This is a genomic window from Ruegeria sp. BF6, assembly GCF_056538665.1.
In genome coordinates, this window is record NZ_JBQFTN010000002.1 from 439,675 (window position 1) to 463,503 (window position 23,829).

The following is a 23,829-nucleotide window of genomic DNA, read 5'->3' on the forward strand; positions in this document are numbered from 1 at the left end:
GCTATTGCGGAGAGGTTACCCTTTCGGACACCGGTTGTTTGAACTGGTGGTCGAACAACTGACGGAACACCCCGTCCTTCTCGATCAGGGTTTCAAGATTGCCTTCTTCAAGGACTTCGCCCTCCTGAATGACGACGATTTTGTCCGCCTCGAGCACGGTCGACAGCCGGTGGGCGATAACAATGGTCGTTACATTCTCGGTCAGCCTGTCCAAAGCCTTTTTTACAAGCGTCTCGGATTCCGCATCGAGGGCACTGGTGGCTTCGTCCAGCAACAGGATTTCCGATTTGCGCAGAATTGCGCGGGCGATGGCGAGCCGCTGTTTTTGTCCCCCGGACAAAAACGCACCATTCTCTCCGACCGGCGTATCGTAGCCATATTCCAACTTGCTGATGAAGTCATGCGCATGGGCAGCACGTGCTGCCTCCATCACTTCTTCATTGGTGGCATCCGGGCGCGCAAACCTCAGATTATCCAAAACCGAGGCCGAGAACAAAAAAGTTTCCTGGCCGACATAAGATATCTTCTGACGTAGTGAGGCAAAAGTCACGCCCTGCAAGTCCTGATCATCAATCTCGACAGTCCCGGAATCGGGGTCGTAAAACCGCATGATCAAACCGAAGATCGTCGATTTTCCACCGCCGGACTGGCCGACCAGAGCCGTTGTCTTACCGGCTTCAAAGGTCAGGTTCATATTCGAAATGACCGGCGTGCCCCTCTTATATCCGAAAGTAAGGTCCTTAAGACGGATTTCACCCGGCCCCGCAACCAGGGTTTTGGCATCGGGGCTTTCCCGCATGGGGTCTTCTTCGTCCAGAAGTTCGAACATCATGCTGATCGGAACCAGCGTGGTCTCGATGACTACGCGCATCTTCGACAGGCGTTTTGCCGGCTCGTAAGCCATCAGCAAAGCCGTAATAAATGACATCAACTGACCGGCCGAGGTTGGCTCGCTGTCTCCGAAGCCGATTGTGCTTATTACCAGAATACCCGCGATCGCAAGACCCGCCAGAAACTCCATCAAGGGGCTGGCGATCGACTGCAGCTTGGAAATCGAATTCGCCCGTTCCTCTACCGACCTGATCGCCCCGTTCATGCGGTTCGTCATATGGTTTTCAAGGCCAAAAACCTTGATGATTGTGATCCCGCCCGACGTTTCCTGAAGAACCCTGATGATTTCAGACAATGCCATCATCTCGGATTGCATGATCGCTTTCACACGTTTCAACAACATGCGCACGCTGACCAACGCAACCGGGCCGACGACGAAAAACAGCACTGAAAGCATTGGCTGCTGGTAGATCATGACGAATACCAAACCAACCAGGGTCAGCAAGTCACGAACAAAGCTTGTCACGACGACGTCTACCAGCCTTCTGGCCGCCTGCGCACCCTGCGTAACCCGCAGCAACAGCCCCGAGGATTCATTACGTGAGAAAAAGCCGACACCGCGTTTTATCAGCTTTGCGTAGAGACGTTCTTGCTGAACAGCAATAATGCGGTTGCCTGCGCGCGCCAGAAAGATCGACTGAATGTACGAAGCTAGCGCCTTGCCAAGAAACAGTCCAATAACGGCGGCGGCGATCAGTGCGACCTTGGATCGCATTTCAGGCTCGGTCATCGCGTTGACAATGTTTTCCATCATCCACGCGGTACCCGCCGTTGTTCCGGCGACCCCAACCATGGCCACCATCGCGATCCCGTACAGCCAGCCCTGATTTCGGAGACTTTCGAACAGCAAGCGGCCAATATTACTAGACTTCCAATTGGCCCAGGTTCTTTTGATCATTCTATTCTCCAAAACCTTCAGCGGTTCCGATACCTGCCAGCGTCGCGGTCTTACCTTGTTCCCAAGCTGCGCCGTTGAGGCGACGATTGAACGCGGTGTTGTTAGTTATGCGCGACCGCGCCAAGAATCCATAGGCAGCGCGCAGATATTGAGGTCGATGTGTCCCGGTTGACATCAGGTGCAACCCTTGTTGGTTCAGTTCGCGTATAACAGTATGTAATTGCTTGCCTATTTCATTATTGTGACAACAATGGCGACCTTCCGTCCAAACCCTGATCGGCGTTTTATTGCCACTCGACATCCCCTAGAAAAATATATCCTGCCCCATAGATCGTCTTGATTAGGCGCGGATTTTTAGGGTCTTCGCCCAGTTTTGTCCGAAGCCGGGATATACGCACATCCATGGCCCGGTCGAAACTCTCACCTGCAGCACCGCCCAGAGCTTCCTGCATCTGAGCCCGGCTAATCAGCCGTTTGGGGCTTTCCAGAAACAGCCGCAAAACCTCGCCTTCCGCGTGGCTAAACGGTATTTCTGTTCCGCTACCATCCTCAAGAACGTAACGATCAAAATACGCGGTCCAGCCATTGAAAATCGCCACATCCGACTGCGACACCTGCGTTCTCGGGGAACGTAGCCTTGCCCGGATACGGGCGACGACCTCGGCAGGATCAAACGGTTTGGTGATGTAATCATCAGCCCCAAGTTCCAGCCCGGTAACGCGATCCTGCACCTGCGCCCGACCCGAGATAATGATCACCGCCGCCCCTTGTTCCAGCGCCAGCCGGTGAACAAGCGCCAGGCCGTCGGTGTCAGGCAAAGAAAGATCGACAAGGCAAACGTCCGGCGTCACGCGTTTCAGCGCAGCTTCGAATTCTCGCGCGCGGGCGAAGCTCTGAGTGCGGAAACCCGCCTCTTCCAGCGCGTCAGTCAGAACGCGCCGGATTTCGGGCTCGTCATCTACAATCGTGACCAGTGGTTGTGTCATCAGGCAGCCTCGGTTCGGATCAGGGCGGACAGTTGCGCTCGGGTAAAGGGCTTGCTCAGCACGGGTGCCAGTGTCAGGGCCTGCCGGTGCAGCGGGTCGGAATGGGGCAATGAAGTCATCAGAATGCACGGCAAAGCGGGTTTAAGCTGTGCCAACAAATCCAGACCGGTCCCCTGCCCTTCCAGCCGAATATCCGACAACACAAACACGATATCGTCAATATCCGCCGTCAGCGCCAGCGCTTCGTCAACAGATGTTGCCTCGATCACCGAGAACCCAAGTTCGACCAGCATATCCCGGAATTGCCAGCGCAGATCGTCATTGTCTTCGACCAGCAGCACTAAACCTTCCTGTATCGGCGGCGCCGGACGATAGGGCAAACGCATGGCCACTGTTGCGCCCGAAGGAGTATTGCGGAGGTTCAGGTCGCCACCGGCAAGTTTCACGGTGTCATAAACCATGGGCAGACCCAAGCCCGATCCCTTGCTGCCTTTGGTGGTAAAGAACGGATTCAGCGCTTTTTCCAATCCTTCTTGGGAAAAACCCGAGCCGGTATCCGATACCGCGATCTCGATCCAAATGTCGCCGATCTTATGAGCACTGATGGTTATCTGACCGAACCCTCCGCAAGCGTCGCGTGCGTTCAGAACCAAGTTCAGCAGCGCGTCCTGTACCATCCCCGGGTCCAGCATCAGCGCCTCGTCGGGCAGGGTGTTGACCACCGACAACCCGACACCGCGTGGCAGGGAGGGCGAGGCCAGAACACGCAGGTCCTCCAGCAGGCCACGCATATCGGTTGCTTTTGGCTGAAAGGTGCGGTTACCGGTCATGTCCGCAATCCTGTTCAGCAACTGACCACCGCGGCGGGCGGTTTGCTGGGTGGCGGACACCAACTCATGTGCCTCGGCGGAAAGGTCCATCTTTTCCAGCCTCGACTGCATTCCCAGAATGATCGTCAGCAGGTTTGAAAAATCATGCGCCAACCCGCTGGTCATCTGCGCCGCCATGGCCCGGCGCCGGGTCTGCTGCAAGGCAACACGCGCCTGGGTTTCCTCAGTGATATCGACCGACATCACATAGACTCCGCCCTCGCCATCCGGAGAAAACGACACGCGGATGCGGCGGGAATCCTGATCTTCGGTAAATTCGAACACCGAGGCTTCGCCGCCATAGGCCTTTTGCAGATGCGGTTCTACACGCAGGAAGGCCACAGCGCCCAATGCATTGGAAATATGCATACCCAGAATTTCAGACGGGCGGCCCGGCATAACCGAGCTGAGACGCCGGTTCGAATAGTCATACCGCCCATCCGGGTCCAGATGGGCAATATGGGCCGGCATCATCTCGGTGGTCATGCGCGTGCGGGCTTCGATCTCGGTCAGCTGGCGCTTGGCCTCTTCCAGCGCGGCGTTGGTGGCGGCGAGTTTTCGGTTAGTCGCAGAAAGCTCTTCGGCCCTGTCCAGCAACTGGCCCGACAATTCCTCGGACCGGGCCCGCAACAGGGCCTCGGCTTGTTTGGTGTTGGTGATATCGGTGTAGACCGAAACCCAACCGCCTTTGGGCAGCGGCGCTCCTTCGACCGAAATCACCCGCCCGTCGGCCCGAACACGTTCCATGTAGTGCGGCTCAAAGGTCAGCGCCTGTTGGACCCGCAATTCCACGGCGGCTTCGACGTCTGCATCCGTGCCGTATTCGCCACGCGCTGCCAGATAGCGGATCGTGTCCCGGAACTGCGCCCCGGGTCGGACCAGTTCATCCGGCAAATCGAACATCACCTGAAACGGTCGGTTACTGACAACCAGCCGCAACTGGCTGTCGTAGATCGACAGCGCCTGCCCGATCAGGTTCAGACCGGCGGTCGTCATCTCTTTTACGTGCTGTTCGGTAATGTCCAAATTCGCCCTCCCCTCAAGACATGCGTAACATTGGATTTGTCACAGGTGTAGGGGGGACGGACGCGACAGATTGGGTCAATATCGCGGTTTGGTCTTCGCCCCGTCCGAGGTCAGGGAACATAGGGACAGCGTGTGATCCATGTTACGCATCCGATGCCGCAGCATCATCCGACCCAGGCGCGCCAGGTCCGTGGCATAGTCGGGGTTTTTCGCAACGTTCTCCATTTCGCCTTTGCCCTGATGATCGAACAGGAGCGGCGGCAAATCCGCGGCGAACTCGACCAGCGTAAACCGCTCGTCCCGCAAGATGCCCAGACACGAGTCGCTGTTACTGGTACCCAGCTGCTGTTGCCACAAGCTCAGTTTTTCGGGGGCCGAGAAATCCAGTTCGCTAAACGAATAGCTGCGCCAATCCTCCGGGACCTCTCCTTGCAGTAAAGGCATCAGGGACCGCCCATCCATCGCGTTCGGAATCGGCAGTCCCGCCCAGTCGAGTATCGTAGGAGTAATGTCGATGGACTCTGTCGGCGCGGTCACCACGGTTCCCGCCTGATCCTGATTGCCAGGCATCCGGATGAATAGCGGCGTGTGATAGGCCGCGTCATAAACCGTCATCTTGCCCCAGGTGTGGCGATCGCCCAGCATCTCTCCGTGGTCGGCAGTGATCACGACAAGGGTGTCGTCATATTGACCGGTATCCTTAAGGAATTGGATGACACGGCCGACATGATAATCCACCTCGGTCGCCAGCCCCAGATAGACCGAGCGCAACATCCGCGCGTTTTCGGGCGTCGGGTCCAGGGTATCAAACCCTTCGACGAAGTCTTTCGCTGATTGCTTCTCTATCGCGGGACCAAAGAAAGGATGCATCGCGCTTTCGTCGGCCACATTTGCAAACCCGGTCGGCAGGGGCAAAGACCCTGGATCGTACATATCATTGTATGGGGACGGCGCGACCAGAGGCGGGTGTGGCCGGATATAGGTCAGATGAGCGAACCAGTTCTGATCCTTGAACGGCGCCATGTTGCTCAGGAACGCATCGGTCAGAAAGGCTGTGTCGCTGTCTTCGGCCCGATATAGGGCAGGATCGTTCAGGCGCGGCGCACCACCGTTTGGAGAAACCGGCTTGTAGACATCCCAGTATTTCTCGAACTCGTACCCCTTCTGCATCAGGTACGACTGCCAGGGATAGGACTCCTCCAACCGCATTTCGATGACTTCGTGAAATCCTGCCATAGGGTTTTCATAGGACTTCAGGATCGGGTCGCCCGGATCGAAGGCTCGCGGATCGGCAGAGGTATCAGTATAGCCGAACAGCATGGGCAGGTATCCGGCCTTACGCATCTCGCTCGCGATGCTTGGCGTATCGTGCCGAAGGGGAGTGCCGTTGCGAATTGACCTGTGGTTCATTGCGTATTGACCGGTCAGGATCGAGGCGCGCGACGGGCCGCAGGGGTTGGTCACCGAAAAGTGCCGGTCAAAGGTTACGGCCTCATTCATGAACGCGCGCAGGTTCGGCAGATCGACATGGGCCGCAAGGGTTCCGTTCAAACAATCTGCCCGCAACTGGTCAATGATGATGAACAGGACTTTTCCGGGTTTGTGCATGTGACCTAACCTGATTCCACCGAAGCATTTCAGGTGTGATCTTTGTCGCGGTTCCCCCGTTCGGGCAACCACTTCCTGATGCGGGGTTTTGATCAGGCATAAAAAACTCAACTTAAACGAAAAGCAGGCTTGATATATGCGATCAATCGCGCCGAGGCCCGGTCGATCCGAAACTGTCACACTACTGCTATTGTGCGGCGACAAATCCCGGTGAGGCGCAAAAATCCGTTGCAGGACAACGCGGTTTCACATCACATATCGCCATGACGCAACCCATGATACATTCGGATCACGACGCCGACGGCGTCTGCTTGCGTATTTCGGGCGAAATGCTGACCCAATCTCTGGAAAAGGTGGAAAAGGCGTTCGCGGCGATTAGGCCGCAGGTTGGCAAGGTCACCTTTGACCTGTCCATGGTCGAGGCTCTTGATACAGGTGGGGCTTGGCTGATTGCCGACCTGGCGCACCGGGTGCGCACCGTTGGGGCCGAGGTCAAGTATGAAGGGCTAAGCCCCGCGCATTCCGCGCTACTTGATACCGTAGCAAAAAACATACCCGACGATCCGGGTATCGAGGCCGAACACGGTAGTTTTGTTGATTGGGTCGCAAGCATTGGTGAGCGCACGGTCGGTGCATGGAAAGACACGCTCTCGATGCTTGGTTTCCTGGGACTGACGCTGCATCGCCTTGTCCGCACCATTTTCATGCCATGGCGGCTGCGTCGGGCGGCGCTGGTGTCGCAGATGGAAGAAGTCGGGTTCAAGGCGATCCCGATTGTGGCCCTGATGGGGTTTCTGATCGGCGTCGTGCTGGCATTTCAGGGCGCCACCCAGCTGAAACAATTCGGGGCCGAGATTTTTGTTGTCGAACTGATCTCGATCTCGGTGCTGCGTGAACTGGGCATTCTGCTGACGGCCATCATCGTTGCGGGCCGGTCCGGGTCGGCCTTCACCGCATCGATCGGCTCGATGAAGGTGCAGGAAGAGATCGACGCCATGCGCACGCTGGGTCTGGACCCGATCGAAGTGCTGGTGATCCCGCGGGTCGTTGCCCTGCTGATCATGCTGCCGATCCTTGGTTTTATTGCCGATATGGCTGCCCTTTTGGGTGGCGGCTTGATGAGCTGGATCGATCTTGACATCAGCCCCGGCATGTTCGTGACCCGTTTGAAGGAAAGCACAGGTATCTGGCACTTTGCCATCGGCATGATCAAGGCCCCGTTCTTTGCGCTGGTAATCGGCGTTATCGCCTGCTGGCAGGCGATGCAGGTCAAGGGATCGGCCCAGAGCGTCGGCCAGAGAACAACCGCCTCGGTGGTTCAAGCCATCTTCTTGGTCATCGCGTTAGACGCACTGTTCTCGATCTTTTTCTCGGTGCTGGACGTCTGACATGGACGGGACCGTGCTGGAACAGACCTCGGACACCAACGCCCAGCGTGAGGCGGTGATCCGCGTCCGCAACCTGACCAATCGGTTCGGGCCGCAGGTGGTGCATCAGAACCTCAACCTGGATGTCTGGCGCGGCGAGGTGCTGGGTATCGTCGGCGGATCGGGCACTGGTAAATCGGTGCTGCTGCGGACGATTGTCGGGCTGAACAAACCTGCTGCCGGCAGTATCGAGGTGCTGGGCGTCGATGTGCTGAACGGCCCCGAAGAGGAGCGTCGACGCATTGAAAAACGCTGGGGTGTTGCCTTTCAGGACGGCGCGCTGTTTTCCTCGCTGACCGTTTTGCAGAACGTCATGGCGCCGCTGCGCGAGCATACCGGGATCAGCGAAAAGCTAATGCAGGCCTTGGGCAGCCTGAAGATCAGCCTTGTTGGCCTGCCCCAACTGAGCTGTGGCAAATTTCCTTCGGAACTTTCCGGCGGTATGCGCAAACGCGCAGCCCTGGCCCGCGCTTTGGCGCTGGACCCCGAGATCGTTTTTCTGGACGAACCCACTGCCGGGTTGGACCCGATTGGGGCTGCGGCCTATGACGAGTTGATCGGTGAATTGCAGCACGCCCTGGGATTAACCGTTTTCATGGTCACTCATGATCTGGACAGCCTTTACGCGATTTGTGACCGCATCGCGGTTCTTGCGGAAAAACGCGTTCTGGTTGAAGGACCGATTGAAGATATGACCAAAGTCGATCATCCTTGGGTGCAGGAATACTTCACCGGCCCCCGGGCGCGCGCGGCGCAAGAGAAGGGGTAGGACAGGTAGAGACCATGGAAACCCGAGCGAACTATATCCTGATCGGCGCCTTCACCCTTGCGGGTATTCTGGGCGCATTTGGCTTTTTCCTGTGGCTTGCGAAATTCGAGGTATCGCGGCAATACGCCTATTATGACGTGCTGTTCGACAATGTCTCGGGCCTGTCGGCTGCAGGTGGCGTCAGCTACAACGGACTACCGGTCGGGCAGGTGATCTCTCTGCAACTGGACGACACGGATCCGTCAAAAGTGCGGGTCAAACTCGAGGTAGACGCTGATATCCCTGTGACCGAGGATACAATCGCACAACTGCAATCTCTGGGCGTGACGGGCGTCAGCTATGTAGAACTGACCGGAGGGTCATCCACCGGCACCAAATTGCCGGAAAACAGCGTGATTAAAAGCAAGCGCAGCGCAATCCAGTCCTTGTTCGAAGGCGCACCCAAGGTTCTGGACGAGGCCGTCACCCTACTTGAAAACCTCAATGCCGTGGTCGATGACAAAAACCGCAAATCGGTCAGTGACATTCTGGACAACGTCGCTTCGGCGTCGGGCAAACTGAACAAGACCCTTACAGATTTCGAGAACCTGTCATCGGATCTGGGCGGCGCGGCCAAGAAGCTTGGCGATTTTACAGATCGGCTGGACGAGTTGGCCGACACTGCCGAAAGCACTCTGACGGCGGGCACAGATACACTGAACAGCGTGAAAACGGCCTCGGAAACGGCCACAGCGGCTTTGGACAGCGCCAAGACCACTATCCAAACTGCCGACCGTGTCATTCAGCAGGATATCCGCCCGCTGATCGAACGGGTGACGACTTTGGCCGAAAACCTAAACGGCCTGTCGGGTGAGGCTGACGTGGCCCTGGCAACGATCTCGGAAACCTTCCTGAACGCCAACAAGACACTGGGTTCAATTACCGGTGCGATGGAAACCGCAAAAGGTACTCTGACCTCGGCAGAACGCGCATTCGACTCGGCCAACGAGGTAATAAACGAAGATATCGGCACGGTGATGAACGACATCCGCACGGCTGCGAACGAAGTGTCCTCGACCGTGAAAAACGTCACCGAACGGCTGGACGATATCTCGAACGATATCCTGAGCGCTTCCCAATCCGCCTCAGAGCTTTTGGGCACCATTGACGGAATCGTGCAGGCCAACCGCCGCCAGCTGTCGGACTTTCTGCGCGTTGGTCTGCCGCAGTTCACGCGTTTTGTAGAAGAATCACAGCGACTGGTCATCAGCCTGGACCGGCTGGTGGACAAGGTCGAGCGTGATCCAGCGCGCTTCCTACTTGGAACCCAGGCATCGGAGTTTCGTCAATGATCAGGCTTTTTATTGTGGTTTTTGCCCTTGTGTCGCTGGGGGGGTGCACAGGTTTGGAGACGCTCCGGCAAGCCTCCAAGCCAAACGACCTTTACCTGCTGACGCCTAAAAGCACGTTTTCTGCCTCGCTGCCGCGCATTCAAAGGCAGATTGTTGTACAGGAGCCAACCGCCACCGCAGCAGTCAACACCGACCAGATCGCTATCCAACCCACGCCGTTGCAGGTTCAGTACCTGCCGCGCGCACGCTGGGTGGATCGGGCCCCGCTGATCGTTCAGGCGCTGCTGGTCGAAAGCTATGAAAACAGCGGCAAAGTCGCTGCAGTTGGCCGATCAACTGTCGGACTGCGTGCGGATTACGTCATCGTGCCTGACCTGCGGGAATTTCAAGGAATAGTAATCAGCGATGCTAACGGCAACCAAACCATCAGGGTGGAAGTGCGTATCAACATTAAGATCATTGACGAGTTTGAAGACAAGATAATCGCCTCGAACTCGTTTCAGGAATACGTGATCGCGGCCAGCGATCAGACACCGGATCTGGTTAAGGCTTTTGATGAGGCTCTGGGCAAAACCATGCGGGATGCAGTGGAATGGAGCGTGCGTAGAATCAACACCCACACCGCCAACACTCCACGACAATTCTAGGGTCCGGTGAACGGGGCGCTGACGGACGCCAGCGCCCGTGGCTAGTATTATTGCACCAGCGTTTCGGCCAGGCGCATCAGGGTAACGGCCTCGGCTCGGTAGCCGAACGGATCTTGACCTTTGGCTCCATTAGCCAGCGCGATCGCATCCTCGTAAGACCAACCACCCAGATACTCCCCGCCACGCAGCAGCTGGCCAAAACCCGCGATGGCATATGAGAACCGGACATCCCCGGACGCCTGTCCCTGCCCCGACAGGATGGGTTCCTCAATCAACTGGCTTTCGGTCGCACCGGGCTGTTTGTAACGCATCTTGAAGAACCCGATTTCGTCGGTCCCATCGGCTGCCGGTTGTTCGGCATAGCGCAACGGACCATTTCGGATTGCATCCGAGCCGACGGGCGTTACCTCGTAGATCGCGGTCACGGTATGGCCAGCGCCGATATCCCCCGCATCCACCTTGTCGTTGGAAAAATCTTCGCGCCGCAGGGCACGGGTTTCGTATCCGATCAGGCGATACTCGGCGATTTGCGCGGGATTAAATTCGACCTGAATCTTGACGTCATTGGCAATCGGAAACAGGACTCCGGTCAACTGATCTACCAGCACTTTACGCGCCTCACCCAGTGTATCGATATAAGCCGCCTGCCCGTTGCCGTTCTGCGCCAGAGCCTGCATGGTCGCGTCGTCCAGATTGCCGCGACCAAAACCCAGAACACTCAGAAAGGTGCCACTGTCGCGTTTACGGGCAATAAAATCCTTCAGGGCCTCGGGGTCCGACAAGCCGACATTGAAATCCCCATCGGTGGCCAGAACGACGCGGGTTACTTCACCATCTTCAGCCATGCCTTCCGCCACCTGATAGGCTTGTTGCAACCCGGCCTGTCCAGCCGTCGAGCCACCCGCCTCCAACTGATCCAGCGTTGACAGGATTTGGTTTTTCTCCGACGCCGCTGTCGGCTCCAACACCTGTCCGGCGCTGCCCGCATAGGTGACGATCGAAACCTGATCCTCGGGCCGCAGTTCCGACAGCAACAGCCGGAAGGATTGTTTCAGCAACGGCAGTTTGTTCGCGTTGTGCATCGACCCGGAGGTGTCGATCAAAAAGACCAGGTTCAGCGGCGGGCGGTTCTCAATCTGCGGAAGCGCGCCCTGAATGCCAATATGAACCAGTTGTGTACCGTTGTTCCAAGGCGTTGGTGAAACGGTTATGGTCGGCCGGAACGGCGCGTCTCCTTCGGGCGCGGGGTAGTTGTACGGGAAGTAGTTCACCATCTCTTCCACCCGCACCGCATCTTTCTGCGGCAACTGGCCGTGCATCAGCGACGACCGGACAATCGAGTAAGAGGCCGTATCAAGGTCTATCGAGAAGGTCGACACCGGGTCTTCCGCCGTGACTTTCAGCGGGTTGGTATCGGCATTGGCGAAAACTTCGGTATTCTGTTCGGGGGCTACATAACGATCATCCTGAACAGGCGAAGGCGCAATTGACGTTGTGCCGCCGAACAATCCCGCACTCGCCATAGGCTCTGCGGTGGCACCCAAACCATTCGCTTTCCGTTTGTTTAAGTCTTGGGGAAGCGGTTGTGCCGGAGTAGATTCATCAATCACCGCTGGCGTATCAAAAACTGGTTCCGCCAGGCCGTCCTGCAAAAGATCGCTTTCGACCGCTACTTCCTGATCCGCTTCCGCCGTTTGAACCGGCGCCTCGGCCCGGCGGCTTTCGGTCCAAGAAGTCGGGTTCACCACATAATCCCGTGTCTGCGGCAGGATCACAATCAGAGCCACAGCGGCGACGGCGGTTGTCGCGGTCAAAGCACCGCGATGCGAGAGGGCATTCAACATGGATTTCGCTCCTTCTGTCACGCGGGCCATCAGGCCTCGCTTGACAGTCGGACGCATGGCGTCGCGCGATCCTTGGGCGCGGGTAAAAGTTTTTTTCGCCTGTTCCATATTTTCCGCCCGCCGCCGCGCGTCCGGCGTGGGCGTAGCGGCATGCATCAGCGTTTTGAGGTTTTCTAGATCATCTGTCATTGAGCCAGCTCCTCTTGCCGCAGTGCTCGCAGGCGCTTGCGGATGTCCGACATGCGCCAGGACACAGTGCCCTCGGACACGCCCAGCACTTCGGCGGCTTCGGCATGGGTCATCTCATCTTCCAGCGTCAGGGCCAGCGTATCCTGCAGGTCCTGCGGCAGCGATCGCATGGCCCGCTGCAGCCAATCGACGGCTTCGGCGGTTTCCGCAGCCTCGGCCCGGCGCATCTGTTCGACATCGCCCCACCCTGCAGCAGCACGACTGTGGCTGGCCTGACGGCGACGCGCGTCCTCGGCGGCGTTCACGACGACCCTGTAAAGCCAGGTGGTAAATTTGGCCTGTGCACGGAATCCGGCAATCTTGGCGGGCAGGGCCGCGCAGATATCCTGCGTTAGATCCTCTGCCTGATCGGCACGCCCGGCAAGGCGAAAGGACAGGCGAAAAATCCGGTCGTAATGCCGCGCCAACAGGGCAGCAAACGCGTCAGCGTCCCCTTTTGTTGCGGCTTTGGCCAAATCCTCGTCCGAAGTTGTCATGCGCATCACGATGGGTAAGACGGATCAAAAAGGTCAATTCTTGGCGGCCGGGCAAAAAATAATCAGAAATGATCCGCCGAGGCTATTTTCCAATCCGCTGCAAACTCATCCGGGATCGAATCTGTCAGCAAGACCCCTTCGTCAATGAACGTGTACAGTTCGGCGTAGGTCCATTCCCTTTCATCCGCCGTACGGCGGCGGATATCGTCCGGGCGCAACTCCGAGACCTTTTCCTTACCCATCGCACCCAGAAGCTCTCGAAAACTCTCCAACGTGGCGTCGTGAAAGCGATGCACCCGTTTGCGTTTTTGCGGCACATGCACAGCCCGCCCACGGATCGGGTCCTGCGTCGCCACGCCCGAAGGGCAGCGGTTGGTGTTGCAGTGCAACGCCTGAATACAGCCCACCGCAAACATCATCGCCCGCGCCGCATTGCACATATCCGCACCAAGAGCGAATTTCTCAACCATGTCATAGCCGGTGGCGACCTTGCCCGAACAAATGATCCGGATCTTGTCGCGCAACCCTACACCACGCAGGCAGTTGTTGACGAAAATCAACGCCTCGTTCAGCGGCATGCCGAGTCGGTTGGTGAATTCAACCGGGGCTGCACCGGTGCCCCCTTCAGCCCCGTCGATGGTGATGAAATCGGGCAGGATACCGGTTTCCAGCATCGCCTTGCAGATTGCCATGAACTCGGACGGCCTACCGATACACAGCTTGAACCCAATGGGCTTACCGTCCGACATCTCTCTCAGGTGTTGCACGAAACGCAACAGGCCGGTTGGACCTTCAAAGGCCGAGTGGATGGGCGGAGAAATAACGTCCTGATGCTCGGGCACGCCGCGGATTTCCGCGATTTCTTTATCTACTTTGGCCGCAGGCAGCACCCCACCGTGGGAGGGTTTCGCGCCTTGGGACAATTTGATCTCAATCGCCTTGACCACATCCTTCTTTGCCTTTTCGGCGAACAGGTCCTTGTCGAACCCCCCTTCAGGCGTGCGGCATCCGAAATATCCTGTGCCAATCTGCCAGATGATATCGCCCCCTTCGGCCAGATGATGCGGGGACAGGCCGCCCTCACCTGTGTTATGTGCGAAAGAACCGTCTTTGGCCCCGCCGTTCAAAGCCCGGATCGCATTTGCGCTGAGCGCACCAAAGCTCATGGCCGACACGTTCAGACGAGACGCACTGTAGGGTTGGCTGCATTGCGGGCCACCCAGAATAATCCTCTCTTCGCTTTCCGGAACCTCCTTGGGGGCAAGCGAGTGATTGGCCCGTTGATAGCCCACGGAAAGGATATCGTATTGGGTGCCAAAGGCCTGAGTGTCGACCTGCCCTTTGGCGCGCGAATAGATCAGGCTGCGAACGATCCGGTTGTAGGGGCGACCGCTTTCGTTGGTCTCCACGAAGTACTGCCGGATTTCCGGGCTGACGAATTCCAGCATGTACCGGAAATGGCCCAGAACCGGGTAATTGTTTAGCACATTGTGCTTGGTGGTCAGCATGTCATACAGGCCAACCACGGCATAGGGGATCAGGATGATGAGCAACCAATGCGCTGGCGGCCAAAAAAAACCCCACAGCAAGGTCAGAGGCAGGCACACGTAACTAAGAAAATAGTAAAGTCTGCGTACAACCATTTCGTGCTCTCCTAACGTGCCGCCAAATCAACGTTGTAACAACCGTGGATCAAATCGGCGTTTGATTGCAAGCGATTGTACCCAGCCTCACGCGATCGGGCGGTTTTGTGAGGCAGGCAGAGGGGTTGGCCACAGTTGATCACCCTTGCAGCAATAGGTATGCCAAAACAGAGATTAACTTGGGCAGGATAACCGGCCGTGACACAAACCCGACCCGCCATCCGGACCACGGCAATCATGTTCATCGCCGTCTTCGTGGGCGGCGCTGCGGGGTCGCTGCTGCGCGAGGCTTTCTCGGCCCAGATCCCTGGCGCACCGTTATTGACCGCGACTTTCGGCATCAATGTCGTGGCCTGTTTCGTTCTTGGCTGGCTCTATGCGGTTCGGAACCGGGTCCACGCGCATGTGCTGCATTTGGGCGCGGTGGGGTTCTGCGGCGGGTTGTCGACGTTTTCCTCCTTCGTGGCCGAACTGGAACGAATGGCTGAAACGCAAATTTGGAATGCAATTTCGGCCGCCTCGCTTGAAATTGCCGTCGGCCTTGCCGCTGCCATTCTGGGCGAGGCCATCGGACGACGGCTTCACAGCCCGAGGTCCGCAGGATGAGCGCGCTTTACCTTCACGCCATGTTCGGGCTGGGGGGCGGACTGGGCGCGGTACTGCGGCACTGGATCGCCTTGCGGGTCCATCATGACCTGCCCCTTGCAACCCTGATCGTGAACGTCTTAGGCAGCCTGCTATTGGGTCTTTGGATCGGATACCTAGGCGGGCCGGTCGATCTGGGCGAAGAAGAAAGACGGCTGGTTTTCGGCTTCTGCGGTGGTTTCACCACATTTTCCAGCTTTGCTTATCAATCACTGGAACTGCGGAGGGAACGGACAATTGTGCTGGGTGCAGGAAATATTCTGCTGAGCCTCGCCCTGTGCTGGTTTGCCCTGTGGCTGGGTCTGGTACTGACGCGCTAATGCGCGGGAACGGCAGCCTGAGTGCCAGGTTTCGGTGCTTTACAGAAAAACAGCAGCGGTATCGTCGCCAAGGCCAGCAAACCAAGATTGTTGAACACGGTCAGATAGGAAATCAGCTCGGCCTGCTGGCTGATCACCTGTCCCAGAATGGCAGCCCCTTCGGAACTTTCGGGCGTCAGACCAAGCGGCTGCAAATAGGCCTGCGCTGCCGGGTTGTAGGGCGTCACGTTCTGGCTCAGCACAGCCGTGTTCGTCTGCAACCCACGCACCACCCAAGTGCCGACCAGAGAAATCCCGACCGATGAACCCAACTGACGCGTCACGTTGAACAAGCCCGAAGCTTCGTCTTGCCGGGACTTCGAGATGCTTTCAAAGGCCAGAATCGACATCGGAACAAAAACCAACCCCATGCCCAACCCACTGACGGCCCCCGGCCAGGCCAGTTCCCAGAACCCTGCATTCATGTTCAGCGCGCCCATCATGAAATTGCTGACGGCCGTCAAAAGCATCCCCAACCCGGCCAGAAAGCGCGGATCAAACCGCGACACAAGCACTGCGCCCGTCACAACCATCGATAACCCTGCCGTTATACCGCGCGGGATGAACAAATGCCCTGAGGCGATAACGGGATAATCCAGCAGGTTCTGCACAAAGGTCGGCAAGATCGCAATGCCGCCAAACAGCGAGATGGCAAAACCAGCGATAACCAGATTGCACAGGGCAAAGTTGCGATCTGCAAAAAACCGCAGATCAACAACCGGCCGTTTGGTTGTCAGTGCGTGAACGACGAACCCCAATGCACCCAGAACCGATGCGATCAGCGCCACCTGAATGACTCTTGATGACAGCCAATCCTTGGTCTCTCCCTGATCGAGGATGAACTGCAGACACCCGATGCCAATTGCCAGAAGGGCAAGGCCTGCCCAATCGATCCGCACCTCTTCGGTTTCGTCCTCAGGCAACTCACCCGCCAGCAGCAGCAATGCCATCGCCGCCACCGGGAGGTTGACAAAAAAGACCATCCGCCACGAGAAATACTCGGTCAGAAGTGCCCCGACTGTCGGCCCCAGCACGGGTGCCACCACGACGCCTAGCCCAAAAACAGCCATCGCCTGCCCGCGTTTTTCACGCGGGAAAGCATCAAACAGGATGGACTGAGACAGCGGAATCAGAAACGCGCCGAACATGCCTTGCGCGAGGCGAAAGAAGACGATGGTCTCAAGGCTCCAGGACAGGCCGCACATGATAGACATCGTGGTAAAGCCTGTGATGGCCGTCAGGATCAGCCGACGACGACCAACCCTGCGCGCGACAAAGCCGGTCAGAGGCATGACGACGACAGCCGAAACGATATAGCTGGTCAGAATCCACGTCGCCTGATCGGTCGTAGCCCCGAACGCGGCCTGTATATGCGGCAGTGCGACGTTGACGATAGTGCTGTCCAACACCTCGAGTATGGCGCTGAGCACAACGGCGATAACAATCACCGGATTGACGCGGCTGGCCGCCAGACCGTTCATTTTCCAGACTGATCCGTTGTGGTGTCCACTGTCACTTTGCTGCTGCCGCCCACACGCAACGGCACATCGGTCGGATCAAGCTCCACGCGCACCGGGAACCGGCGGGTCACCTTAACCCAGTTCCCGCTGGAGTTTTCGGACGGCAAAAGCGAGAACGTGTCCCCCGACCCGCGTCCGATCGAGGCCACTTTGCCGGTCAGCGTCACCCCCGGCAGCATATCAACCTTAACTGTAACGGGTTGACCCGGACGTATACGTGGCAGCGCGGTTTCCTTGAAATTTGCATCCACCCACCATTCTGAGGATTCGACGATGGAAAACTGCGGCGCATTGGCCGAAACGGCCGATCCCGGACGAAGGGTCAGGTTGGCGATCCAGCCATCTGCTGTGGCGTAAACCTTGGTCCAGTTCAGGTCGGCCTGTGCGATTTCAAGCTGCGCTCGTGCAGACAAAACTTCGTCCTGCTTCGCGGCGAGCCCGCTTTGCAGCGCCAACAGTTCGGATCGGCTTGTGGTCAGACGGGCCGAGGCCTCGGCAAACGCTGTTGTCGCCTGATCCAGTGAAACCTGCGCCAGATCGCCGTCCGAAAACAGCGCCTTGGACCGTTCAAAATTGTTCTTGGCGGTGTTGAAGGCCGATTGAGAGGACTGAACCGCCGCCTCAGCCGCGGTGATCTGATTGGAATAGGATTGGGCCTGTTGAAGCGAACTGTCCAGATCAGCCTGCGCCTGATCTACCGACGCCTTGAACTGGGTGTCGTCGATCGTGAACAGCAAGTCACCCGCCTTGATCGGCTGGTTGTCGGTGATGGGTACCTCGGCGACTTGCCCGGTCACTTGCGCCGCCACGTTGATGATATTCGCGCCCACATAAGCGTCCTTGGTCGAGGGATACTTTTCCTCGTGACGCCAATACAAAAACAGCCCGGCGGCGATGGCGATCAACATGGCTGCGACAGCGGCAATTTTGACGGGTTTCATGCGTTAGATCTCTTGCAGGTCGTTACATCGGATAGGTGTGCATCCGCACCGCCAGATTGCCCATGATCCAGACGGTCCCAAGGATGATGATCAACAGAACCAGTGTGGAAAACAGGATCAGATCAAGGTCTTCGCGGCTGCTGCGGCGGCGGTCGATATGCAGGAAATAGACCAGTTGCACAATCAGTTGTGCCAGCCCCAGTAATGCGATCGAGAGGTAAACCCCCTTGGTTTCAATGCCGTATTTGTAGGCGATCAAAAACACCGCCGCCGTTAGCAAAAGCGAGCCGCCATAACCGATGACATACCGCCGACGCTCGCGCCGGTGCATCTCGCTACGCTTATCCATAGGTCAGCCCTCCGAAATAAACGATGGTGATGATGCCGATCCAGATCAGGTCCAGGAAGTGCCAGAACAGCGCCAGCCGCACCACGCGCGACATCAACAAGTCGGTCAGACCAAACAGCCGCAACTGGATTCCCAGCACGATCAGCCACAAACAGCCTGCAGCGACGTGCAACCCGTGCAGCGGCACCAATCCATAAAACGCGGACAGGAACCCGCTGCGCTGAGGGATGCCGCCCTTTTCAGCCATGGCCATGAAGTCACGGATTTCCAGCACCAGAAAGCTGAGGCCCAGGACCAGTGTCACGCAGAACCAGAATACGATCCGCCATCTTGGCAAGTTATACTTCAACGCCAGCATCGCCAGTCCCACGGTCAGGCTGCTGGTCAGCAAGATCAGCGTCTGGGCAAAGATGCTGTACAGATCAAACAGCTCATGCGGACCCGGCCCGCCTGCCTGCGCGTCGATCATGGTGATGTAGATCGCGAACATCAGGCCGAAATAGACCAGGTCACTCATCAGAAAGACCCAGAATCCGAAGGTGACGACCTCGGTGGCCTGGTGGGCACTTTCATGGCGCCGCCCTAGGTTCAGGCCGGGATAGCTGTGGGTGGGCGCTCGCTTCATGTCGCGACCTCCAGATCGGGGCGGGCAAGGCCGCGGTTCTCCGGAGCTGTTTCATGGTCGCGGTCTACAGGTTTGGAGTTGCGCACCAGATCGAGCCAGGCTTCGTGCTGTTTACGCACCTCTTCGGCAGGGATGACCTCTTCAAAGTCGGTATTGAAGGTCCAGGCAATCAAGGCCGCAAGCATCAGAACCGCCATCAAGGCCGCCAGCCACCAGATCCACCAGACCAGCGCGAACATCCAGACACCGCTGAGTACACATAAGGTAAACCCGATCGCGGTATTGCGCGGCATCGAGATGTCCTCATAGGCGTCGGGACTGGGGTAGGCCTCGCCCCGCTCCTTGGCCGCGGCGAAGTTATCGCGGTCGGTCACCTGTGGGATGATGGCAAAGTTATATGGCGGCGGCGGTGACGGGATCGACCATTCCAGCGTGCGCCCGTCCCATGGGTCGCCAACAGGGGCGCGGGTTTTCTCGCGATCCCGTATGCTGACCCACAGTTGGACAAGGATGGACAGCAGCCCGCAGGTGATAATCAAAGCACCGACAATCGCGACGAGCATGTAGGGGTGGAACGAGGCGTCGCTGTAACTGAAGGACCGGCGCGGCATCCCCATCAGACCCACGAAATAGAGCGGCATGAAAGTCAGCAGGAATCCGACCGTCCAGCACACGACCGAAACCCGGCCCCAAAACTCGTTCAGGCGGAACCCGAAGGCCTTGGGGAACCAGTAGTTATAGGCCGCCAGCAAGCCAAACAGTACCCCCGGCAGCAGCGCGTTGTGAAAATGCGCCACCAGGAACAAAGTGTTGTGAACCTGATAGTCAACTGTGGGATTGGCTAGGATCACGCCCGACAAACCGCCGATGACAAACAGCATCAGGAAGGCCAGGCCATAAAGCATTGGGACGGAAAACCGGATGCGGCCCCGATACAGAGTGGCCATCCAGTCATAAACCTTCACCCCGGTCGGAATAGCGATCAACATCGTCGCCACACCAAACACCGCATTGATCAATGCGCTTTGGCCCATGGTGAAGAAGTGGTGCAGCCAAACGGTAAAGGACAAAACCGCAATACACATTGTGGCAATGACCAGCGAGTTATATCCGTAGAGCCGCTTGGCAGAAAAGGTGGCGAAGACTTCGGAGTAGATGCCATAGGCGGGCAGAACCAACAGATAGACCTCCGGGTGGCCGAACAGCCAGAACAGGTTGGCGTAGTTCATCATGTTGCCGCCAAGGTCATTGGTGAAAAAGTGAAAATCCAGATATCGATCTGCTGCCAGCATCAGCGCCGCCACACCAAGTGGCGGCATGGCAAAGATGATCAGGATCGAACTGCTGATGATCGTCCAGCAATACATCGGCAGCCGCATGAACTTCATCCCCGGCGCCCGCAGCTTATAGATTGTGACCGCAAAGTTGATCCCCGTCAGCGTGGTGCCGATGCCCGAGACAACGATGGCCCAGATCCAATAATCCGGCCCAACCCCGGGATTGAACGCCGCGCCGGTATAGGGTGGATAGGCCGTCCAGCCTCCGGTCGAGAACTCTCCCACCACTAGCGACACCATCAGCATCATGCCCGCCGAGACGGTCAGGCCGAGGCTGATCTGGTTCATCACCGGAAAGGCCACATCGCGCGCGCCGATCATCAGCGGCACCAGATAGTTCGCTACCCCAAACACAAAGGGCACCGCCACAAAGAACACCATAATTGTGCCATGGGTGCTGAACAGCTCGGCAAAATGTTCGGCCTCGAGGAACCCAGGGCCTGGTCCAGCCGCTTGCTGGGCGCGCATGACCACTCCTTCCAGCACGCCCCGCGCCAGCATGACAATAGCAAAGACAATATACATGATGCCGATCTTCTTGTGGTCAGCGCTGGTCAGCCAGTCGCGCCATAGCGGCCCCCACAGGCGGAACCACGTGAGCAATCCGACCACGGCGATCACGCCGACGACAACAATGCCAGCGGCCGCGTTCGCCACGATTTCGTTGGTGTTGGGCGTTTGAATCAGACCGGCAATCGGAAACGCGTCCCAGTTCAGGCGGCCAAAGAACCCGGTATCGGTCATTGCGCGGCCTCCTGTCCGAATTCAACCGTTCCCGGCTGTTGATCCACTGGCAGAGGTTGCCCGCCGTGGTAACGATGCAGAATGGACTGAAACAGATCGCCCTCCTCCAGCGTGAAATACAAAGCGTTGAGCGGCATGAGGGCGGTTCCCAATGCCGCCTGTACCTCATCCCGATCCGAGCGCATGGCCAGCGTCCGATACGTGTCCTGAGTCAACGGGATGCCATTGGCGCGGACGCTTTCAACCCAGGCCGTGAAATCTTGAGGTTGCATTGCCTGGGTCAGAAACTTTTGCTTGGTGAAACCACGACCATTATATTGCGTGTTTTCACCCTGCATCGTCTTAGGCGTATCTGCCACAAGATGAAGTTTTGTCGTCATTCCGGGCATCGCGTAAATCTGACCAGCCAAAGCCGGGATCATGAACGACTGCATGACCGTGTCCGTGGTCAACGTCATCGCCACCTGCTGTTTAACCGGAATTCCCAACTCGCCCACGGTTGCAATACCGAGGTCGGGATAAATAAACAGCCATTTCCAATCGAGACCGACGACTTGCACGTTCAGCGCGGGAGTTTCGCCGAAAGTGGCCGAATAAGGGTCCAGTCGATGCGTCGCTTTCCACAGGTAGAAAGACAACAGTGCCACGATCACCACAGGCACGCCCCACATGACGAATTCCAGCTTGGCGGAAAAGTCCCATTTTGGCCGATACGCGGCTGTACCCCCTTTGCGTCGCCGATACCGTAAGGCAATCAACGGCACCAGAACCAGAACCGGAAGCACGGCTACCATGATCAGAACGGTTGCCCGCAACAGATGGGTTTTCTGAATCGCGGCTATCGGGCCCTGAGGGTCCATAAAACTGCCACTCGCCCACGCCGTCTGCACTGAAGCCACCGCTAAAGCGACCACAAGCAGCACTGCGAGTTTTGAAGGTCTGAGTACCGCCACGCCTGATTGTCCTCTTGCGCCTTCGTTTCGGCCAACTATCGGCAGAGTCAGGAATTTTCTCAAGGTTTTTTCTGAAACTGGCAATTGTGTCAGGCGTGACCTGGTCAACCAGACCATTACGCGAACCCAATCGAAACGAATACCACTGTTGACTAAGCTACTCGATCGGGCGAGACATTTTGATGATGCGTCGGATATTAATCGCTCTCAGTCTCTGGTGCCTGTCGACGGGTGCATACGCGCAGGATCGCGCAGCGGTCGAACGGCAATTCCAAGCTTGGCTGCAAAACACAGTCTGGCCGCTAGCCAAGGCCAAAGGCGTCTCACGCAACACCATGAAGCGGGCCTTTGACGGGGTGACGCTTAACTGGAAGCTGCCGGACCTTGTACCGCCGGGCCAGACGGCGCAAACGCCGAAACAACAAAAACAGGCCGAATTCGGCTCGCCCGGGCGCTATTTCAACGCAGGCTCCGTGCAAGGAGCAACTGCCACAGGTCGACAGATGGCACGCCGCCACGCGGCGGCTCTGACGCGCATCGAGGCAGAGACTGGCGTGCCCGGCCGCATCATCCTGGCCATCTGGGGCCGCGAGAGCGGATATGGTCAGGTCCCCATTCGTCATAACGCATTTCAGGTGCTGGGTACCAAGGGCTTCATGAGCACCCGTGCCCCGTATTTCACCGACGAACTGATCGCCGCTTTGCAAATTGCCGAAGCCGGGCACGCCCCGCCCGGCACATTGAAGAGCAGCTGGGCCGGCGCTTTGGGCCAACCGCAGTTCATGCCCTCGAACTTTCTGACCTATGCGGCGGATGGCAACGGTGACGGGCGATCCGATATCTGGGCCTCAACTGAGGATACCATCGCATCAATCGGGAATTTTCTGTCCCAACACGGCTGGATCGCCGGGCGCGACTGGGGGTTCGAAGTGACCGTCCCGCCCTCGGTTTCCTGCGCCATGGAAGGGCCGGATCAGGGCAAGCCCATTCAGGACTGGGCCGCGATGGGCATAACCCGCGTGTCTGGCAAACCGTTTCCGAACCATGAACTGGCGGGCGAAGGATTCCTGATGATGCCCGCAGGGCGCAATGGCCCTGCCTTCATCGTCACGCCGAATTTCTATGTTCTGAAGGACTACAACAAAAGCGATCTCTATGCGCTGTTCGTCGGTCACGTCGGCGACCGCATTCAATATGGCGTCGGGGATTTCAAGGCGCGGTGGGGCAAGGTCGGCACTCTGTACCGGTCTGACGTAGCCGCCATGCAGAGGGCTCTGGAACACCAGGGCCATGATGTCGGAGGCGCAGACGGGTTGCCTGGCTTCAAAACCCGCCGTTCGATCGGGCGCTGGCAGCAGACCACAGGTCGCGCGCCCACCTGCTTTCCCGAAACCAGTATGAAAGCGGCCCTGAAACCGTAGCGATTCGCACTGTCCCTAACGTCACCGTGTCGGCAAAACGCCTTTCTTGGGGGTCAGCGAATATCGCGACCTTCACAAAAGTGTTAAGAACCGCGGAGGTTTCATTATTATATTTCGGAACCGACCCGGGTTTCATTCACAATCCACCTATGGTTGCCTATTTTTCAGGCAAAGGCTTTATCCTTTTTTGAAATAGTGCCACCTTCGGCGGCAGTGAAAGGCGACTTTCGCAAACACGTTCCCGACTTCAAACTGAAAGACTGCGACGCGG

20 protein-coding genes are annotated in these 23,829 nt (G+C 57.7%); 7 read left to right on the forward strand and 13 right to left on the reverse strand.

Annotated elements, in window-relative coordinates:
• Position 1 precedes the first annotated feature (1 nt).
• The 4 genes from ACR0IM_RS10115 to ACR0IM_RS10130 all read right to left on the reverse strand — a co-directional run bounded on the left by ACR0IM_RS10115 (position 2) and on the right by ACR0IM_RS10130 (position 6,278).
• A complete protein-coding gene (locus ACR0IM_RS10115) occupies positions 2-1,789 on the reverse strand; it encodes an ABC transporter ATP-binding protein (protein WP_480681781.1) in 1,788 nt (595 codons plus the stop codon).
• 284 nt (positions 1,790-2,073) lie between these two features.
• A complete protein-coding gene (locus ACR0IM_RS10120) occupies positions 2,074-2,775 on the reverse strand; it encodes a response regulator transcription factor (RefSeq protein WP_480594843.1) in 702 nt (233 codons plus the stop codon).
• Positions 2,775-4,670, reverse strand: coding sequence for a PAS-domain containing protein (locus tag ACR0IM_RS10125; RefSeq protein WP_480594841.1), 1,896 nt, complete (start codon positions 4,668-4,670; stop codon positions 2,775-2,777). Before ACR0IM_RS10125 ends, ACR0IM_RS10120 begins: the two co-directional genes overlap by 1 nt.
• Before the next feature lie 75 nt (positions 4,671-4,745).
• The gene (locus ACR0IM_RS10130) at positions 4,746-6,278 is read right to left on the reverse strand and encodes a sulfatase-like hydrolase/transferase (protein WP_480681782.1); all 1,533 of its coding nucleotides are present in this window, start codon (positions 6,276-6,278) and stop codon (positions 4,746-4,748) included.
• Positions 6,279-6,553: 275 nt separating this feature from the next.
• On the opposite strand from ACR0IM_RS10130, the gene ACR0IM_RS10135 reads away from it, so the two are divergent.
• Genes ACR0IM_RS10135 through ACR0IM_RS10150 form a run of 4 tightly spaced genes read left to right on the forward strand, consistent with a single transcriptional unit; the run spans position 6,554 to position 10,452 of the window.
• Positions 6,554-7,666 carry an MlaE family lipid ABC transporter permease subunit gene (locus ACR0IM_RS10135; RefSeq protein WP_480681783.1) on the forward strand — a complete coding sequence of 371 codons (1,113 nt, stop codon included), beginning with the start codon at positions 6,554-6,556 and terminating at the stop codon, positions 7,664-7,666.
• Position 7,667: 1 nt separating this feature from the next.
• Complete coding sequence (locus tag ACR0IM_RS10140; RefSeq protein ID WP_480594835.1) at positions 7,668-8,474, forward strand: ABC transporter ATP-binding protein; 807 nt, start codon at positions 7,668-7,670, stop codon at positions 8,472-8,474.
• Between the two features lie 14 nt (positions 8,475-8,488).
• Positions 8,489-9,805: an MlaD family protein gene (locus ACR0IM_RS10145; protein ID WP_480681785.1), complete on the forward strand. Its 1,317-nt coding sequence runs from the start codon at positions 8,489-8,491 to the stop codon at positions 9,803-9,805.
• Positions 9,802-10,452 (forward strand): ABC-type transport auxiliary lipoprotein family protein, encoded by a 651-nt coding sequence (locus ACR0IM_RS10150; protein WP_480594832.1) that lies wholly within the window; start codon positions 9,802-9,804, stop codon positions 10,450-10,452. Before ACR0IM_RS10145 ends, ACR0IM_RS10150 begins: the two co-directional genes overlap by 4 nt.
• Positions 10,453-10,499: 47 nt before the next feature.
• Here the strand turns inward: ACR0IM_RS10150 and ACR0IM_RS10155 are convergent, their stop codons facing one another.
• The 3 genes from ACR0IM_RS10155 to ACR0IM_RS10165 all read right to left on the reverse strand — a co-directional run bounded on the left by ACR0IM_RS10155 (position 10,500) and on the right by ACR0IM_RS10165 (position 14,664).
• Complete coding sequence (locus tag ACR0IM_RS10155; RefSeq protein ID WP_480681816.1) at positions 10,500-12,353, reverse strand: vWA domain-containing protein; 1,854 nt, start codon at positions 12,351-12,353, stop codon at positions 10,500-10,502.
• Positions 12,354-12,481: 128 nt separating this feature from the next.
• A complete protein-coding gene (locus ACR0IM_RS10160; RefSeq protein ID WP_480594830.1) occupies positions 12,482-13,021 on the reverse strand; it encodes an RNA polymerase sigma factor in 540 nt (179 codons plus the stop codon).
• Between the two features lie 62 nt (positions 13,022-13,083).
• Entirely contained in the window at positions 13,084-14,664 is a 1,581-nt protein-coding gene (locus ACR0IM_RS10165) for an FMN-binding glutamate synthase family protein (protein ID WP_480681787.1), read from the reverse strand.
• 198 nt (positions 14,665-14,862) lie between these two features.
• Between ACR0IM_RS10165 and ACR0IM_RS10170 the strand changes: the two genes are divergently transcribed.
• Positions 14,863-15,270: a fluoride efflux transporter FluC gene (locus tag ACR0IM_RS10170; RefSeq protein WP_480594826.1), complete on the forward strand. Its 408-nt coding sequence runs from the start codon at positions 14,863-14,865 to the stop codon at positions 15,268-15,270.
• Positions 15,267-15,629, forward strand: a complete 363-nt coding sequence (locus ACR0IM_RS10175; protein WP_480594825.1) for a fluoride efflux transporter FluC — start codon at positions 15,267-15,269, stop codon at positions 15,627-15,629. The genes ACR0IM_RS10170 and ACR0IM_RS10175 overlap by 4 nt, the downstream gene beginning before the upstream one ends.
• On the opposite strand, the gene ACR0IM_RS10180 is transcribed toward ACR0IM_RS10175, so the two are convergent.
• The 6 genes from ACR0IM_RS10180 to ACR0IM_RS10205 are packed head-to-tail and all read right to left on the reverse strand — an operon-like array spanning position 15,626 to position 22,044.
• Complete coding sequence (locus ACR0IM_RS10180; protein WP_480681789.1) at positions 15,626-17,149, reverse strand: DHA2 family efflux MFS transporter permease subunit; 1,524 nt, start codon at positions 17,147-17,149, stop codon at positions 15,626-15,628. The genes ACR0IM_RS10175 and ACR0IM_RS10180 overlap by 4 nt on opposite strands.
• Entirely contained in the window at positions 17,146-18,129 is a 984-nt protein-coding gene (locus ACR0IM_RS10185; RefSeq protein WP_480681791.1) for an HlyD family secretion protein, read from the reverse strand. The genes ACR0IM_RS10180 and ACR0IM_RS10185 overlap by 4 nt, the downstream gene beginning before the upstream one ends.
• Positions 18,130-18,151: 22 nt before the next feature.
• The gene (locus ACR0IM_RS10190) at positions 18,152-18,478 is read right to left on the reverse strand and encodes a cytochrome o ubiquinol oxidase subunit IV (RefSeq protein ID WP_170446781.1); all 327 of its coding nucleotides are present in this window, start codon (positions 18,476-18,478) and stop codon (positions 18,152-18,154) included.
• Positions 18,471-19,103: a cytochrome c oxidase subunit 3 gene (locus ACR0IM_RS10195; protein ID WP_480594822.1), complete on the reverse strand. Its 633-nt coding sequence runs from the start codon at positions 19,101-19,103 to the stop codon at positions 18,471-18,473. The genes ACR0IM_RS10190 and ACR0IM_RS10195 overlap by 8 nt, the downstream gene beginning before the upstream one ends.
• Positions 19,100-21,184: a cbb3-type cytochrome c oxidase subunit I gene (locus ACR0IM_RS10200; protein WP_480681792.1), complete on the reverse strand. Its 2,085-nt coding sequence runs from the start codon at positions 21,182-21,184 to the stop codon at positions 19,100-19,102. The genes ACR0IM_RS10195 and ACR0IM_RS10200 overlap by 4 nt, the downstream gene beginning before the upstream one ends.
• Complete coding sequence (locus ACR0IM_RS10205; protein ID WP_480681794.1) at positions 21,181-22,044, reverse strand: cytochrome ubiquinol oxidase subunit II; 864 nt, start codon at positions 22,042-22,044, stop codon at positions 21,181-21,183. Before ACR0IM_RS10205 ends, ACR0IM_RS10200 begins: the two co-directional genes overlap by 4 nt.
• Positions 22,045-22,319: 275 nt before the next feature.
• On the opposite strand from ACR0IM_RS10205, the gene ACR0IM_RS10210 reads away from it, so the two are divergent.
• Positions 22,320-23,558, forward strand: coding sequence for a lytic murein transglycosylase (locus ACR0IM_RS10210; protein WP_480681795.1), 1,239 nt, complete (start codon positions 22,320-22,322; stop codon positions 23,556-23,558).
• Positions 23,559-23,829: the final 271 nt, after the last annotated feature.